Source organism: Pseudomonas abyssi (genome assembly GCF_002307495.1).
Lineage (GTDB): Bacteria > Pseudomonadota > Gammaproteobacteria > Pseudomonadales > Pseudomonadaceae > Halopseudomonas > Halopseudomonas abyssi.
Map to the genome: position 1 here is coordinate 18,696 of NZ_NTMR01000019.1, position 17,393 is coordinate 36,088.

The following is a 17,393-nucleotide window of genomic DNA, read 5'->3' on the forward strand; positions in this document are numbered from 1 at the left end:
TCAGCTCCGCTTGAGGCAGTCGATCAGCATGGTCGAGTCGCCAATCGCGCCGAACACGCCGCCCTGCATCTTGACCATGCTCAAGGCCGCCAGGTGGTTGGCGTGGTCGGTCGCGCCGCAGCAGTCTTCCAACAGGATGCACTCGAAGCCGCGGTCATTCGCCTCGCGCATGGTGGTATGCACGCATACGTCTGTCGTGATGCCGGCCAGAATGATGTTTTCGATGCCCCGGGTACGCAAGATCAGCTCCAGATCCGTGGCGCAGAACGAGCCCTTGCCGGGCTTGTCGATGATGATCTCGCCGTCCAGCGGCGCCAGCTCGGGGATGATTTCCCAGCCGGGCTCGCCGCGCACCAGGATGCGCCCGCAGGGGCCGGTGTCACCGATACCGGCGCCAATGCGCTGCGACCGCCAGCGTTTGTTGGCCGGCAGATCAGACAGGTCCGGGCGGTGGCCTTCACGGGTGTGAATGATCCAGAAGCCCTGCTCACGCAGCACCTCCAATACCCGGCTGATCGGCTCGATCGGGGCACGGGTCAGCGACAGGTCATAGCCCATCGAGTCGACGTAGCCGCCCTTGCCGCAAAAATCGGTCTGCATATCGATCACGATCAACGCCGTATTTTCCGGCGTCAGGTTGCCGTTGTAGGGCCAGGGATAGGGCGCAGACTCAAGATAGCGTTCGGTCATGGCTCAGTGCTCCTCAGCCGGTTGATAGGTGCGTTCGGGCGTGTCGAAGCCGCAGGAGGTACCGTCGGTGTGGACCACCTGGTCTTCCCAGGGCAGCCGGTATTGGCCGGCGACCAGGTCGTGCATGTAGCTGTAGGGTGCGTCCTGCGCGCCGCCCTTGACCGCCGTGTAACCGCGGTGGCCGAACTGATAGATGTTGTTTTCCACGCCCCAGTGAATGCGCGCTTCGCGTACCAGGTCCGGGCGCATTTCGCAGCTGACAATCTCGTCGGCGCGGCCGCCCCCTACCGCCATCGGCGTGCCGTCAAAGTCGACAAACATCGCCTCGCCCATGGAGTCGAAGGTGCCGTCGGAGCCGCACATGCACACGCTGGCGGTCTGCATCAGGTTGCAGAAGCTGTTGGCCTGGTTGGTGATCTGCCAGGAATGACGGATAGGTGCGGTGTAGCCGGCGGTGCGGATCATGATTTCCGCGCCCTTGTAAGCACATTCTCGGGCCATCTCGGGGAACATGCCGTCGTGGCAGATGATCAGCGCCAGCTTGCTGCCCTTGGGTCCGTCACAGACCGGAATCCCAAGATTACCCGGCTCCCACGGCTCGACCGGGACCCACGGATGCAGCTTGCGGTAATACAACTGAATCTCGCCCTGGTCGTTGACGATAATGCCGCTGTTGTAGGGGTTGCCGTTGGGGTTGGCTTCCATGATCGAGAAGCAGCCCCAGATTGCGTTATCGACGCAGGCCTGACGCAGGGCGCTGACTTCCGGGCCATCGAGGGTGCACATGATGTCGTCGGAGGTATCCATCGACAGGCCGTGCAGCGAGTATTCCGGGAAGACGATCAGATCCATTCCGGCCACACTGCGCCGCGCCTTGCCAACCATGGCAACGACTTTCTGGGTCTGCTCCCAGAGTTCGGCGCGGGTATGCGGATCAGGCAATGCCAGTTGCGCCAGACCGATGACAACACCGTTCGGCGACTTGTTAAGACCACCAAGACCACTGGACATGGGTATCTCCTATCGAGTCAGACTGAGCTCGCCGGGGGCGCCGCTCAGGGTTTGATTGGGCCGGCAGGTGATGAACATCACTGCCAGCGTGAGCGCGTAGGGCGCAGCAGCAAACAGGTAGTAGCCGGTACTGATGCCGACCGACTGTAACGCCGGGCCGATGGCCCCGGCAGCGCCGAACAGCAGCGCCGCCCACAGGCAGCGCATGGGTTGCCAGCGGGCAAAGATCACCAGCGCAACCGCCATGATCCCCTGCCCGCTCGACAGCCCTTCGTTCCAGCTGCCCGGGTAATACAGCGACAGGTAGGCGCCGCCGATACCGGCCAAAAAGCCACCGGCAGCGGTTGCCGCGATGCGCACCAGCACCGGGCGATAGCCCAGCGCACGGGCCGATTCGGCATGGTCACCCACCAGCCGCAGCATCAGACCCCAGCGCGTACTACGCAGGCCCCAATGAAGCGCAAAGGCCAGTGCCACGCCGATAAAGAACAACACGTTGATACTGAGCGCCGAGCGCACCCGCTCGTCATCGCTCCAGTCACCCAGCCCGATGGCCACCAAAGACGGGGCCTGTGGCTGGATAAAGTTTTTGCCGAGGAAGAAGGCCAGGCCAGTGCCCAGCACCATCAGCGCGATACCCACCGCGATGTCGTTAACCCGCGGCAAAGAACAGATGGCCCCATGCAACAACCCGAGCAGCAAACCGGTGCCGCCGGCGGCCAACACGCCCGTCCAGGCCGAACCGCTCAGGTAAGCCACGGCGTACCCCGCCATCGCGCCACTGACCAGAATGCCTTCCAGACCCAGGTTGATGCGCCCGCTCTTCTCCGTCAGGCACTCGCCGAGGCTGACAAAAATGAACGGTGTACCGACCCGGATTGCACCGGCCAGCAGGGCCAGAAAGAACGTCGCCAGATCAAGATCAGCCATGTTGCAACGCCCCCTGCGTCTGTTCGGCACGCTCATTCAGACGCAAGCGCCAGGCGACGATGCGCGGGGTCAAGGCTTCCCAGGCCAGCAGGCTGGTAAACAGAATCCCCTCCAGGATCAGTGTGGTGGCGTTCGGCAGGCCGAGTCGGCGCTGCAGCAGACTGCCACTGGCCTCGATGCCGCCCAGCAGGATGGCGCAGACAATGATTGCCAGCGGGTTCTGCCGCGCCGCAAAGGCGACCAGAATGCCGCTGGCACCGTAGCCGGCGATAATTGCCGCGTTGGCACTGCCCTGCACGGCCGCCACTTCAAACATGCCGGCTAGGCCGGCGCAAGCGCCGCCCAGCACACAGGTCAGAATCACCAGCCGGTCAACCGGCAGGCCGATCATGCGTGCGGTGCGGACGTTGCCACCGACTACCTGCAGCGAGAAACCGGTAACGCTGTTGCGCACCAATACCTGAGCAAGTAAGCAGGCGATAACCCCCACCACCAGCCCCCAGTGCACCTGAAAGGCGTCACTGATCGGGCCGATCATCACGCTGTCATCCAGCGGAATGGTCGAGGGCTTGTTAAGGCTGGCCGGGTCGCGCAGCGGGCCTTCAACCAACTGATTGAAGATCGCGATGGCAACGTAGGAAAGCAGCAGGCTGCCGATGGTTTCATTCAGGCCGCGTTTCTGGCGCATCCAGCCGTTCAGACCGATCCAGAACCCACCGACCACCATCGCCGACAGCGCCATGCACAGCAGCAAGGGCACCACCGGCAAGCCCGGCAGCCAGAGCGGCGTTACCGCTGCGGCCAGCCCACCCAGCACCAGCGCACCTTCACCGCCGATAATGATCAAGCCGGCCCGCGCCGGCAGCGCCACGCAGAGCGCCGCCAGCATCAGCGGCGCGGCACGTTGCAGGGTGTTTTCCCAGGCGAAGGCCGAGCCGAATGCCCCTTGCACCACCAGCTGACAGGCCTGCCAGGCAGGCTTGCCCTGCACCACCAGAAACAGCATGAACAGTACAAAGGTCGTCAGCGCAGCGAGCAGGGTTGGCAGACCAGGGAGTAACAGTCCCCCGGCCCGATAGACCGCATTGCGAGGTTTCATCAGCCACCTCAAATCTGGCCGCGTACGCCTTCGACCAGATAGTCCATGCTCTCCAGCACGACATCGGTCTGCCCCAGCGCCGTGCCGGCGGCGATCACCTCATTGCCCTGATTGTCCTTCAGCGGGCCGCGGAAGATGGCGTACCCACCGGCCAGCATCTCCGCTTTGACAGCGTCAGCGCGTGCCTTGGCCTCATCGCTGACCAGCGGCCCGTAGGGCGAGGTCTTGACGAAGCCTTCCTTCAGGCCGCCCCGCAGGAAGTTGATCATCGGCTGACCTGCCTGCGACGTTGCCACGTGGGCGCGGTACGGGGTTTCCCAGTTCCACTCGGCACCGGTCAGGTAGCCGTTGGGCGCCAGCGCGGATTGATCGGCGTGATAGCCACAGGTCATGGCGCCGCGTTTCTCGGCAGTCTCCACGATGACCTTGGGGCCATCGACGTGGCAGGTCAGCACGTCACAGCTTTGGTCGATCAGGCTGTTGGCCGCTTCGGCTTCCTTGATCGGCAAGGACCAGTCACCGGTAAAGATCACGGTGGTCGTAATCTCCGGGTCAACCGAGCGCGCGCCCAGGGTAAAGGCGTTGATGTTACGCAGCACCTGCGGTACCGGCTTGGCGGCGATAAAACCGAGCTTCTTGGTCTTGCTGGCAAAGCCGGCAACCACGCCGTTCAGATACTGGCCTTCGTCGATGTAACCAAAGAAGCTGCCGGCATTGGTCGGGTGCACGCCTTCGGTCCACAGGCCGCCGCAGTGGGCGAAGTGCACATCCGGAAAGCGCTCGGCCATCTTGATGACATGGGGGTCGAAGTAACCGAAGGAGGTCGGGAAAATCAGGGTAGCGCCGTCCTGACGGATCATCGCTTCCATCGACTTCTGCACCGCCACCGTCTCAGGCACGTTCTCTTCTTCAATCACCACCACATTCGGCAGCGTCTTGATGATGGCGGCCGCCTCGGCGTGCGCCTGGTTGTAGCCAAAGTCGTCACGGGCGCCAACATAAATGAAACCCACCACCAGCGGGCGATCAGCAGCGCGCGCCAGACTGAACGGCATGGCGGCGGTGGCGCCAATCAGGCCCACCAGCTTGAGAAGGGTACGACGGTCAATGCTCGACATGGATAGCTCCTTGATAAAGATGACGCTGCCAATCCACTGCGCACCGACACCTGAGCGCCTGCGCACATTTGAATACCAGCTTGTATACCAATGTGCACACCACTAAGCATTGATCGTGCCACCGCTCTAAAACCCAGTTCTGCGCCCTGCGGCGCGATGACGGGACAGTTTCTGCACAGCCCTGGTGCGAGTTAGCAATGGGCGCACCAAATGCTAGCAATTAGCCGCCAGACAACAGCTTGACGCCGGCGCAGCCAGCGCCAGCCGCGCAGTCACCAGATGATGGCCAGACGAGGCTAGTCTGCCGCCACCGAACGATGGCGTTTTGCTTCGACAGACCAGCACGGCTCAGCTAAGGTTAAGCATCTAAAGACCAGTTGCGCGCCCTGTCTCCAGACCAAGACACTACCCATTGCGGCGCAACCAGCGACAACGGATTCAGTGCATGCGTGAAAACGGATTTACCCCTGTACCTGTCATCCTGATCGTCGACGACCAGCCCAATGACGTCCTGCTGCTGCAGGAGGCTGTTGCCGACCTTGGAGACATCCATATTGCCCACGACGGGGAAACGGCTTTGGCGCTGGCCAACGCCCATCGCCCGGATCTGATCCTGCTCGACATTCAGATGCCGGGTATGAACGGTTTTCAGCTGTGCAAGGCCATCAAGGCCACACCGCGCATCTGCGACGCGGCCATCGTGTTCGTCACCGCCCACACCCAGACCGATTACGAGATCCTGGCGCTGGAGTACGGCGGTATCGATTTCATCCAGAAGCCACTGAGCCTGCCGGTTGTGCATGCCCACGCCCGGGCCCACCTGGCCCTGCGCGCCGAGGCCAACCGTCTGGCCTACTATGACGACCTGACGGCCCTGCCTAACCGGGCCCTGCTGCGCGACCGCGCCGAGCAGACCCTGCAAAGCGCACGCGAGACCGGCAACCAGGCCGCGTTGGTCTTGCTTGACCTGGATAACTTCAAGGGCATCAACGACTCCATCGATCACCGCATGGGCGATCAGATTCTGATCGAGATTGCGCGCCGGCTGCAGCGTCACTGCGAAGTAACCGACACCCTGAGCCGTCACAGTGGCGACGAGTTTGTGCTGCTGATTCCCGAACTGGACCACTCCGAAGCCCTGGGCGACCGCATCGACGCCCTGCTGAATGTCATCGCCCAGCCGCTTGAGATTGACGGTCATCGCCTGCAGCTGACCTGCAGCGCCGGCATCAGCGTATACCCCGGCGACGGCAGTACGCTCGACGTGTTGTTCCGACACGCCGAGGCAGCCATGTACCAGGCCAAGCAGAATGGGCGCGGCCGCTATCGCTTTTTCTCCCACCACCTGGAGGTCAACGCCCGCGCCCGCCACCTGCTTGAGGTGCACCTGCGCGAGGCATTGAGTAGCGGTGTGCTGACCGTGGTCTACCAACCGCGCTATGACGCTGTGCATGGCACCAGCTGCGGCATGGAGGCACTGGTGCGCTGGCGGCGCGGTGACCGGTTGGTGTCCCCCGCCGAGTTTATTCCGCTGGCCGAGGAGACCGGGCTGATCATCCCGGTTGGCAAGCAGGTTCTGCTGCAGGCCTGCGCCGATGCCCGTGCTCTGCAGCTCGCGGGGCAACGCATGATCGTGGGCGTCAACATCTCTGCGGTGCAGTTCCGCGAGGAATCCTTCCTGTCGATGATCAAGGAGGTCCTGCTGGACACTGGGCTGCCGGGCGAACTGCTGGAGCTGGAAATTACCGAAGGTGTGGTGGCGCATGATATGGAGCGCACCCACACCCTGCTGACCGAGCTCAAGCGCATGGGGGTGCGCATCGCCATCGACGACTTTGGCACCGGCTACTCCAGCCTGAGCTACCTGAAAAAGCTACCGATCGACGTACTGAAGATTGATCAGAGCTTTATTCGCGACATGCTGAGTGATCGCAGCGATGCCGCCATCGTCGAAGCCATTGTGCGCATGGGCCACGCCCTGGAGCTGGAGCTGGTGGCTGAAGGTGTCGAGTCCGCCGACCAGGCCGAGGCGCTGCTGGCCTTGGGCTGTGAGTTGATGCAAGGCTATCATTACTGTCGGCCAATGTCCTTTGAGCAGGTGCGCCAACAGCTAAGCCCACCCAACGCCCGCGGAGACGACCAGGTCTGTTGATGCCAACCCCCCGCTCCTCCAATCGCACAGCACTGGTGGTCCTGGCCGCCGGCCTGGCCTGTACCCTGCTGGCCAGCTGGTTGCTCGAACGCGCCAACACGCGCCACGTCGATGACGCGCTCAGCGCCGCTACCGAACGCGCCGCCAAGGCCGTGACCACCCGCATCGAGCTGTATCAATACGGCCTGCGCGGCGCCCGCGGCGCAATTTTGACCGGCGGCGAGTGGGGCATCAGCCGGGAGCAGTTCATCAACTATGCTCGCACCCGCGACGAAGACATCGAGTTTCCGGGCGCGCGCGGCTTCGGTTTCATTCGCCGGGTGCCCATGGAACAGGAAGCGGACTTTATCGCCCGCGCCCGCGCCGACGGCGTGCCGGACTTCAGCGTGCGCCAGTTAACGCCGCACGACGATGAGCGCTACATCATCGAGTACGTCGAGCCGGTGGATCGCAACCGCCAGGCGATCGGCCTGGATATCGCCTCGGAAACCAACAGACGCACTGCTGCACTGGCCGCGCTGACCAGCGGTGAAGTCCGCCTGACCGGTCCGATCACGCTGGTGCAGGCCACCGGCAAGCCGCTGCAATCCTTTCTTATCCTGCTGCCGATCTACCGCACCGCCGCCACCCCGGACACCGTCGAGGCCCGTCTGCGTGAAGGCTATGGCTGGAGCTACGCCCCGCTGCTGACCGAAGAGGTACTCAGTGGCCTGCAGCTGCAACTCGAAGGCCAGGGCCTGCAAATCCACCTCAGCGACGTGACCGACGCCAGTGAGCCGGTTGCCTTCTACCACGGTAATCCGCCGGCTGCGGGCCTCGACCCGCGCCTGCTGCAGCGTGTTGAGCGCGAAGTCTACGGTCGTCACTGGCAAATCGAGTTAAGCGCCGGCCCTACCTTTGTCGCGGCTCAAGGGGTGATCTCGCCCTGGCTGATCGCCAGCGCCGGCGTACTGGCCAGTCTGCTGCTGGCAGCCCTGACCAGCGCCCTGCAGCTCAACCGCTACCGCCACCGCCAGCTGCAAAGCCAGCAGGCGCGGCTGGCGGCGATCGTTAACAGCTCGGCAGACGCGATCATCGGCCAGTCACTGGACGGCCACGTAGTCAGCTGGAACCGCGGCGCCGAACAGATCTTCGGCTACAGCGCGGACCAGGCGGTGGGCCGCTCGCTGCTGGAGCTGATCGTGCCATCCCAGAGCACCGCTGAGGAGCAGGCGATTCAGCTACGCATCGCCCGTGGCGAGCAGGTAAACCACTTCCAGGCGCGCCGCCGCCACCGCGACGGCCACCTGATTGATGTGTCTTGCTCGGTAGCACCCTTGCTGGACAACAGCGGCCAGCTCAGCGGTATCTCCAGCACGCTGCGCGACATCTCGGCGCAAAAAGCCGCCGAAACCCGCATTCTGGAACTCAACGCCAACCTGGAAGGCCAGGTCAGCGAGCGCACCCGCGAACTGCGCGAGCTCAACGTGCTGCTCAACAACGTGCTGCAGTCAGCCTCGGAAGTCTCCATCATCGCCACCGACACCCAGGGCGTGATTCAGCTCTTCAACCGAGGTGCGGAGAACCTCTTGGGTTATCGCGCCGAACAGATGATCGGAGTGCAGACACCGGCGATTATTCACGCACCGGAAGAAATCGAGGCGCGCAGCCGCGAGCTGAGTCGCGAGTATGGTGAGCCGATTGAAGGCTTCCGGGTGTTTGTCCACAAACCGGAGCGCGAAGGCGCCGAGAGCCGCCAATGGACCTACGTACGCCAGGACGGCAGCCGTACCACCGTAACCCTGGTGGTGACCGCCATGCGCGACGCCGACAGCGGTTTGGTTGGCTACCTGGGTATCGCGCTGGACATGTCCGAGGAACTGCGCCTGAGCCGTGAGACCATGGCGGCCCGCGACCAGCTGGAACTGGCAGCCGAGGTCGCCGAACTGGGCATCTGGTCCTGGACCCCCGACAGTGGCCAGCTGCAGTGGAATGACCGCATGCTGGAGCTGTACGACTACTCCCGCGCCGAGTACGAACAAGGCCTGACCTACGCCCACTGGCGCGCGCGCCTGCTCCCCGAAGACGCCGACGCACTGGAACACCGGCTGCAGCAGGCAGTACGAGGCGAGGCAGACTTCGACATGGAGTTTCGCGTCATCAAGAGCAGTGGCAAGGTGCTGCACATTCAGGCCAAAGCGCAGGTTGAACGCGATGCCGACGGCCAGCCGGTATCGGTCATCGGCATCAACCGCGACATCACCGAGCAGCTTGAGCAACAGGCTCACCTGCGCGAAGCCAAAGAGCAGGCTGATGCCGCCAACGAGGCCAAGAGCGCCTTTTTGGCCAACATGAGCCATGAAATCCGCACGCCGATGAATGCCGTGCTGGGTATGCTCAAACTGGTACAGGGCACGGGCCTGAATCCGCGCCAGCTCGACTACGTACTCAAGGCCCTGGGCGCAGCCCACTCGCTGCTGGGGCTGCTCAACGACATCCTCGACTACTCCAAGATCGAAGCCGGCAAACTGGATCTGGACTTGCACGACTTTGAGCTCGAGCCGCTGCTGCGCGATCTGGCCGTTGTCCTGGCGGGCAACCAGGGCGAGAAGGATCTGGAGGTGCTGTTTGACATCGACAGCAGCCTGCCGACCGTAGTGCATGGCGACAGCCTGCGCCTGCAGCAGGTACTGATCAACCTGTCGGGCAACGCGCTGAAGTTCACCGAGCACGGCCAGGTCATTGTCAGCCTTCAGCAGCTCGGCCGCACGCACGACCATGTGCAGCTGCGTATCGCGGTCAGCGATACCGGCATTGGCATCAGCCAAGAGCAGCAACAGCATATCTTTGACGGCTTTACCCAAGCCGAGGCCTCAACCACCAGACGCTTTGGCGGTACCGGGCTGGGGCTGGTGATCTGCAAGCGCCTGGTAGAACTGATGGGCGGCGAGCTGCAGGTTGAAAGCCAGCCGGGCCAAGGCAGCCGCTTCTGGTTTGACCTGGAGCTGGCCATTGCCAGCCCGCGCAGCGTGCAGGACAGCGCCCGCGAACAACTGCGCGACCAGCACCTGCTGGTGGTCGACGACAACCCCATCGCACTGCAGATGCTGCAGCAGATGGTCATCGAGCTGGGCTGGCAGGCTGACGTTGCGCGCAGCGGCGCCGAGGCGATTGGCCGTGTGCTGCAAAAACAACCGCCCTACGACGCCGTGCTGATGGACTGGCGCATGCCTGAAATGGACGGGCTGGAAGCCGCACGACTGATTCAGGATGCGGTGCGCGATCGCGTGCCTCAATTCACCATCATCATGGTCACCGCCCACGGCCGCGAGGTCCTGGCAGAGCAGCACAGCACCGGCCACGCCCCCTTCGCCAGTTTCCTGACCAAGCCGATCACCGCGCAGCAGCTGGTCTCCAGCCTATTGCGCGCCGAGCAGAATGACCCAGACGAGCCCGCCCCCCGCATTGAGCAAGCACCTCGCCGGCTACAGGGACTGCGCCTGCTGGTGGTCGAAGACAACGCCCTTAACCGCCAGGTGGCCAGCGAGTTGTTGGCCGGAGAAGGCGCCGAGGTTGCCCTCGCCGAGGGCGGGCTTGAGGGCGTGAGACAGGCCCTGAGCGAACCGGCCTTTGACGCAGTGCTGATGGACATACAGATGCCCGACATCGACGGCCTGGAGGCCACCCGCCGTATCCGCGCCGCCGGCAACCGCTCGACGCTGCCGATCATCGCCATGACCGCCAACGCCTCACAAACCGACAAGGACGCCTGCCTGCAGGCTGGCATGGACGACCATGTCGGCAAACCGGTGGATCTGGAAAAGCTGGTCACCGTCATCCTGCGTCACTGCAGCGACCAACCCGCGCAACCAACATCGCCAGCGTCCACCGACGCCGGGCAGGAGTCACCCGACGCTCTGCTTAGCCGCTTTGGCGGCAAACTCACCCTGCTGCGCTCGATGCTCTCGGTATTTCCCGCGCAGACGCGCAAGCTGGTGGCCGAGCTGCAAGAGTTCGCCGATGCGGCAAACATCGACGCCATTCTGCAGCACTTGCATACCCTCAAGGGCAGCTCCGGCACCATGGGCGCAGGCGCCCTGTCACGCCGCTGCGCAGAGCTGGAGGAAGCCTTTCAGAAAGCCCCGGATAGCGCGCTGGCCGAGCCCGGCTGGATCGACGAGCTGTACGCCGAACTGGATCGCAGCGTGCAACGCCTGCAAGCAGAGGTAACGGCGCTGGAGCAGCGGCTGCAATAAGGACGTAGCTCTGTCGCTCCGCAGCCACTCCAGCATGCTCGCCCCTTTTGGCCGCTTCTATTGATAGGTTGGCATTTAATCGAAAGACAGCCAGCGCCACTACCCCTATAGTCTCCCGGCAACACCACCGTACCGCCTGAGTCTCAGCGACTAAATGGACAGCCCGCATGACCGCCGATTTTGACCCGCGCCTGGCGCGCAGCAACGTAGCCCGTCTGGCCATTGCCCAGGCGCTGGCCGGCGCCAACGCCGCAGTGATCTACGCCATCGGCGCCATCATCGGCGCCCAACTGGCACCGGATTCGGCCCTGTCGACCCTGCCAATCTCGCTGTTTGTCGTCGGCATGGCGGCCTGCATACCGCCCAGTGGGGTCATCGCCCGCCGCTATGGTCGCCGCGCGGCCTTTCTCTGGGGCAGTGCCTGCGGTGTGGCCGGCGGCCTGATCGCGGCGCTGTCGGTATTCTGGGGGGCATTCTGGTTGTTTTGCGTCGCCACCTTCTTCGGCGGCGCCTACGCCGCCGTGGTGCTGTCGTTCCGCTTTGCTGCCGCCGACTGCGTTGCACCGGCCATGCGTCCACGAGCCTTGTCGCTGGTCATGGCTGGCGGCGTGGCCGCAGGCGTCATTGGCCCACAGCTTGTCACCGGCACCATGTACCTGTGGCCACCACACACCTTCGTAATCACCTTCATCGCCCAAGCGCTGGTCGCAGCGCTCGCGGCGCTGGTGCTGGCTGGCGTCCGGCTGCCACTGCCAACCGCCGAAGAAGTGGCCGGTGGCGGACGACGCCTGGCCGAGCTGGTGCGCCAGCCACGCTTTGTGATGGCCGTGACCTGCGGCGCGGTCTCCTACATGCTGATGAACTTTTTGATGACCGCCGCACCGCTGGCCATGCACATGCACGGACATTCACAGGAGAACGCCAACCTGGGCCTGCAATGGCACGTGATCGCCATGTACGCCCCAAGCTTCTTTACCGGCCGACTGATCACGCGCTTTGGCGCCAGCCGCATTGTCAGCTTCGGGTTACTGCTGACCGGCGCTTCAACGCTGGTCGGTCTGGCCGGCGTCGACGTGGCGCACTTCTGGTTGATGCTGATCCTGCTGGGAGTAGGCTGGAACTTCGGATTCGTCGGCGCTTCGGCCATGGTGCTGGAGTGCCACAGGCCGCAAGAGCGAACCAGAGTCCAGGCACTCAACGACTTTATCGTGTTCAGCACCATGGCTATCGGCTCCTTCTCCTCCGGCGGCCTGCTGACCGCCCACGGCTGGGACTTGGTACTCTGGGTTTCACTTGCCCCGCTACTGCTCGCTGCAGCGGCCATGCTGATGGGTAACCGGGCAACGTCTTAGCACACAGCAAAACGACGAACGGCTATCGTCCAGCAGCAACCTATCGCTGGTGCCATTTCACTCTGCAATGACCGGAACAGAGCCGTCTATCGGCCAAGTTGCGCGGTATTTCAGCCAACCAGTCGACATCCAGCGGCCGCGCAGCTGTCATCTAATTGCAACACAGGTATCAGCCTTGTTAGATTCCCGGCTCCACCTAAAAAAATGGAAACTCCCATCATGAAACGGATCCTGATTGGTACTGTCCTCGCTGCTGCCTCCATGAATGTCTTTGCTGTTGCACCGGGCGGCCCCGGTTGCGGTTGGGGCAACATGCTGTTTGAAGGTCAAAGCGGCCTGCCTTCACACCTGATTGCCTCCATCACCAACGGCACCTCCGGTAACGCCACCTTCGGTATGACCTCCGGCACCAACGGCTGTGACACCAGCGGTCGTCTGGCCTACAACGGCAAGCCCATGCTGGTCCTGAGCAGCATCATGAGCGAGCTGTCTGAAGACGTTGCCCGCGGTGAAGGCGAAGCGCTGACCACCTACGCCGTCGTACTGGGTATCGACGTTGAAGACCGCGACCACTTTGCTGCGGTGACCCACGCGCACTTCAGCGAGATCTTCCCGAGTGCCGACGTGACCGCCGAGCAGGTTCACGCCACTACCCTGAGCCTGATGAGCAAGGACCCGATCCTGGCCAAGTACGCAGAACAGGCATAATCAGTCACGGCTGATCCCGGAGCCGGCACTTGCCGGCTCTGTTTTTCCTCCCTCTGCTGCTATCCCCTCCCATGCTCAAACGCCTGATCCCCCTGCTGCTCGGCAGCATCAGCCTTGGTGTGCATGCTGCACCCACGGTGACCGACAGTCAGCTGCAGGCCCTGGCGACAGAGCGCCACTGGCTGAACCTTGGGCACTACCAGCCCGGTCGCTTCAGCGGGTGGCGCAGCTATGTCGATGACGACAGTTTCTTTCTGGCTGCCGATGGCGCCAGCAACCCGAGCAGTGAGCTGCAGGCCACCCTGCAAGCGCTGTACGCTCCCGTTGGAGACGATCCCAACCAGCACGCCCAGTGCCGCTATCCATCGCGCACCCGCTGGCTAAGCGAGCAGTTGCAGCTGACCGGGCTACCGACACCCGAGTGCAGCGAGTACCGAGAGTGGTATGAGGACATCAATCCGCACGCGACCGTGCTGGTGTTCCCGGATGCCTACCTGAACAGCCCCTCCTCGATGTTCGGCCACACCCTGCTGCGCATTGATTCGCCCGACACTCAGGCCAGCGGCACCAGCCTGCTGACCTACGCCCTCAACTTTGGCGCCATGGTCGAGAGCATGGACAACAGCATGCTGTACGCCTGGAAAGGGCTGGCCGGCGGCTACCCGGGACAGTTTTCGCTGCTGCCCTACCGTGACAAGATCGGCGAATACAGTCGTCTGGAAAACCGCGACCTGTGGGAGTACCAGCTGGACCTGAGCCCGGAAGAAACCGCGCGTATGGTCGAGCATGTCTGGGAGCTGCGTCAGGTCATCTTTGACTACTTCTTCTTCGACGAGAACTGCTCCTATCGCCTGCTCGAGCTGCTGGAAGTCGCTCGACCCGGCTTGCGCCTGACCGAGCAGTTTCCGCTGACCGCGATCCCTGCCGATACCGTGCGCGCCGTGCGCGAGGCAGGCATGATCAGCGACGTCAACTACCGCCCCTCGCGTGAGCGCGAGCTACTGGCCCGCGCCGCACCGCTGGACGCTGACGAGCTACGCTGGGTACGTCAGCTGGCCGACGACGAGGCCGTGCTGCAGGACGACGCATACCAGGCGCTGCCGGTTGCGCGGCGCGCATTGATTCAGGAAGCCGCCTACCGTCTGGTGCGTTACGAGGCCGCCGGCCAGCAGCGCGACAGCGCCAACGCCGCGCGCAGCTACCAGATACTGCAGGCAATCAACCGCAACCCGCCGCCGGCGCTGGCCATCGAGACACCGACCTACCCGGAATATGGCCACGAGTCGCGAACCTGGCAACTCGCCGCCGGCAGCCGCGAGGGCCGCGCCTTTGCCGAATACGGCCTGCGCATGGCCTACCACGACTTGGCCGACAATCTGGCCGGCTTCCCGCTGGGTGCGCAGATCGAGCTGGGTGACATCAAGCTGCGCCAGTACGAAGGCAACCACTGGCAGCTGGAAGAGTTTGGCCTGGTCAACATTCGCTCGCTGACGCCACGCAGCGCCCTGCTCAAGCCCTGGTCCTGGCAGGTTGAAGCCGGCTGGGAGCGGGTGGCCGGCGAAGACGGGCAGCGCCGTCTGGTACCGCACCTCAACGGCGGCGGCGGCTTTGCCTGGCAGCCGTGGAACAATGTACTGGGCTACAGCATGGCAACGCTGCGTCTGGAGCATCACCGCGACTTTGATGCACCGCTGAGTGCTGCGGCCGGGTTTGATGCCGGCCTGCTCTGGCGTAACCCGATGGGTAATCTGCTGCTGGAGGCGCAGGCCGATTATTTCGACAACGGCGAGGTGCGCCGCAGCCTGAACCTGGCCCAGCAGTGGGAGCTGGTCCGCAATCTCGGCGTACGCCTGCAGGCTTCGCGAGAGTTCAGTCAGTTCAGCGCAGCGCAGACCGAGTTCGCCCTGCAACTGCGCTGGTACTACTACTGAGCAGCGGGGCCACACGGCCCCGCTGTATCAGGCTTTGGCCTTGGCTGCCGCCAGATAGCTGGCCAGCCGGCTGCCCATTTCCTGGCCCAGCGCCTGCAAGCCGCTCAGCGGCCGCACCATCACCTCAAACTCGACGATCTTGCCCGCCTCGTTGAAGCGAATCATGTCGATACCCTTGAGCTGACGGCCATGCACTTCAGCACTGAACTCCAGCACCACGTTGAGGCCGTCGCCGGTCGCCAGCTGGCGATGATAGGTAAAGTTCTCGAACACCTGCAGCACCGTATTGAGAATGGTCGAAACCACCTCGGCGCCCGGGTACGGCGAGTGCGCCATCGGCGAGCGAAAGACGGCCTTGGCGTCCAGCAGGCTGATCAGCTCGCCCAGGTCCTTGCGCTCGACCATCTGGTGCCAATGCTCAAGCGTGGCAGCTGCAGCCGGTTGAAGTTGCAGATCTGACATGGTGTTTTCCTTCTTGTAGGTGGCCAGCGCGGCCGTCATTGTTCAGCGCGCAACTCAGCGCGCAGTATCTTGCCAACAGGCGACTTGGGCAGTTGCTCGCCAAACAGAATCTGCCGCGGCACCTTGTAGGCGGTCAGCCGTTCGCGGCAATGCAGGATCAGCTGCTCCGCCGACACGCCCGGACTGCGCAGGGCAACGAAGGCGCGAATCGCCTCACCGGTGCTGTCATCGGGCACCCCGACCACCGCGACCTCAGCCACATCCGGATGCTCGGCCAGCACGTCTTCCACTTCGTTTGGGTAGACGTTGAAGCCCGACACCAGAATCAGGTCCTTCTTGCGATCAACAATGCGCAGATAGCCATGCTCGTCCATCACGGCGATGTCACCCGTGTTGAACCAGCCATCGCAGAACGCCTCTCGGTTTTCATCCGGGCGATTCAGGTAGCTGCCTACCACATGCGGGCCGCGAATCAGCAGCTCGCCCGGCTCACCCACTGTGCAGGCGTTGCCAGCGGCATCGCGAATCAGTACATCGCACCCGGGCAGCGGCAACCCTACGGTGCCGGGCCGGCAGTGCTCACCCGGCGGATTAAAGGCGACAAAGCAGCTGCTTTCGGTCAGCCCGTAGCCTTCCAGTATCTGCCCCGCGGTAGCCAGCCAGCGCGCCTGGGTGGTTGGGCGCAGGGCCGTGCCACCGGAGACCGCGGCCTTGAGCGCCGGCGGTTTGGCCAGAAACCAGGGCTCTGCCAGCAGGCCGGCAAACAAGGTGTCGACACCGGTCATCCACTGCACGGCAAACTGCTCAAACGCGGGCTGCAGGTTGCTCAACGGGCGCGGATTGGGCACCAGCAGATTGCGCCCACCGCTGCGGTAGAACAGCAGGAAGTTAAAGTTGAAGGCGAAGATGTGATACAGCGGCGGCACCGTGAGAATCACATCACCCGGCGCGAAAGGCATGCCGAAACCGGTGATGTAGTCCTCGGCCATCTGCAACACCGCCTGCAGATTGGCGTGGGTCAGCACCGCGCCCTTGCTGCGCCCGGTGGTACCGCCGGTGTACTGATAGAGCGCTACCGGGTTGGCGCGATAGGCAGGCAGCGGTAGCGCCGCTCCGGCGGCCAATGCATCGACAACACGGGGCAAACCGGCCACATCCACACCCGCCTGCGCAGCAATTGCCCGCCCAACCTCCGGCGGGAAGAAGTCACCCAGGCTGGTCGTCAGCAGGGCAATACCTAACGCCTGCACCACCGGCGCAGCGCGCTCAACGAACAGGTCACAGGCAATCAGCAAGCGCGCGCCGCTGTCAGCCAATTGATTGCGAACCTCGCGCTCGGTATACAGCGGGTTCACATTGGTCACGATCAACCCGGCCTTCCACGCGCCCAGCACCGCGATCGGGTAATGCAGGCTGTTCGGCAGCTGAATCGCGACCACCTCCCCCACCTGCATCTTCTGCTCATCGATCAGCCAGGCAGCAAACTGGTCCGACAACGCATGTACCTGGCGAAAGGACAGATCGGCAGTCAGGCCGTTGGGTAGTACCAGGGTGAAGGCCGGGCTATCGCCGTAGCGCTCAGCCAACAGCGCCGGCCATTGCGCCAGGTTGCCCTGCAGCAGCTCGGGCGCCAACTGATAGTTCTGCAGTGCGGGTGGATAGCGGCGCTCCCACAAACGGCTTTCGGTCATGCACAGGCTCCTTG

The 17,393-nt window shown here is 63.5% G+C and carries 12 protein-coding genes; 5 read left to right on the forward strand and 7 right to left on the reverse strand.

The genetic code is table 11. From position 1 onward, the window contains the following. From biuH to CNQ84_RS14260, 5 genes are read right to left on the reverse strand one after another with little or no spacing between them, the layout of a single operon-like run. The gene (gene biuH / locus CNQ84_RS14240; RefSeq protein WP_096005512.1) at positions 1-690 is read right to left on the reverse strand and encodes a biuret amidohydrolase; all 690 of its coding nucleotides are present in this window, start codon (positions 688-690) and stop codon (positions 1-3) included. Between the two features lie 3 nt (positions 691-693). After that, entirely contained in the window at positions 694-1,701 is a 1,008-nt protein-coding gene (locus CNQ84_RS14245) for a formamidase (RefSeq protein WP_096005513.1), read from the reverse strand. Positions 1,702-1,710: 9 nt separating this feature from the next. Beyond that, complete coding sequence (locus tag CNQ84_RS14250; RefSeq protein ID WP_096005514.1) at positions 1,711-2,631, reverse strand: ABC transporter permease; 921 nt, start codon at positions 2,629-2,631, stop codon at positions 1,711-1,713. Further along, the gene (locus CNQ84_RS14255) at positions 2,624-3,730 is read right to left on the reverse strand and encodes an ABC transporter permease (protein ID WP_096005515.1); all 1,107 of its coding nucleotides are present in this window, start codon (positions 3,728-3,730) and stop codon (positions 2,624-2,626) included. Before CNQ84_RS14255 ends, CNQ84_RS14250 begins: the two co-directional genes overlap by 8 nt. An 8-nt stretch (positions 3,731-3,738) precedes the next feature. Beyond that, positions 3,739-4,848 (reverse strand): BMP family ABC transporter substrate-binding protein, encoded by a 1,110-nt coding sequence (locus CNQ84_RS14260; RefSeq protein WP_096005516.1) that lies wholly within the window; start codon positions 4,846-4,848, stop codon positions 3,739-3,741. Between the two features lie 445 nt (positions 4,849-5,293). Between CNQ84_RS14260 and CNQ84_RS14265 the strand changes: the two genes are divergently transcribed. From CNQ84_RS14265 to CNQ84_RS14285, 5 genes are all read left to right on the forward strand, one after another. Beyond that, a complete protein-coding gene (locus CNQ84_RS14265) occupies positions 5,294-7,000 on the forward strand; it encodes a two-component system response regulator (protein ID WP_096005517.1) in 1,707 nt (568 codons plus the stop codon). After that, positions 7,000-11,235, forward strand: coding sequence for a PAS domain-containing hybrid sensor histidine kinase/response regulator (locus CNQ84_RS14270; RefSeq protein ID WP_096005518.1), 4,236 nt, complete (start codon positions 7,000-7,002; stop codon positions 11,233-11,235). Before CNQ84_RS14265 ends, CNQ84_RS14270 begins: the two co-directional genes overlap by 1 nt. A 167-nt stretch (positions 11,236-11,402) precedes the next feature. Further along, positions 11,403-12,587 (forward strand): MFS transporter, encoded by a 1,185-nt coding sequence (locus tag CNQ84_RS14275; protein ID WP_096005519.1) that lies wholly within the window; start codon positions 11,403-11,405, stop codon positions 12,585-12,587. A 219-nt stretch (positions 12,588-12,806) separates the two neighbouring features. Further along, on the forward strand, positions 12,807-13,295 hold the full coding sequence (locus CNQ84_RS14280; RefSeq protein WP_096005520.1) for a DUF3015 domain-containing protein: 489 nt from the start codon (positions 12,807-12,809) through the stop codon (positions 13,293-13,295). A gap of 71 nt (positions 13,296-13,366) precedes the next feature. Further along, entirely contained in the window at positions 13,367-15,226 is a 1,860-nt protein-coding gene (locus tag CNQ84_RS14285; RefSeq protein WP_096005521.1) for an Lnb N-terminal periplasmic domain-containing protein, read from the forward strand. 27 nt (positions 15,227-15,253) lie between these two features. Here the strand turns inward: CNQ84_RS14285 and CNQ84_RS14290 are convergent, their stop codons facing one another. Then, a complete protein-coding gene (locus tag CNQ84_RS14290) occupies positions 15,254-15,688 on the reverse strand; it encodes a nuclear transport factor 2 family protein (protein WP_096005625.1) in 435 nt (144 codons plus the stop codon). 35 nt (positions 15,689-15,723) lie between these two features. Next, positions 15,724-17,379 (reverse strand): AMP-binding protein, encoded by a 1,656-nt coding sequence (locus tag CNQ84_RS14295; RefSeq protein WP_096005522.1) that lies wholly within the window; start codon positions 17,377-17,379, stop codon positions 15,724-15,726. Positions 17,380-17,393 lie beyond the last annotated feature (14 nt).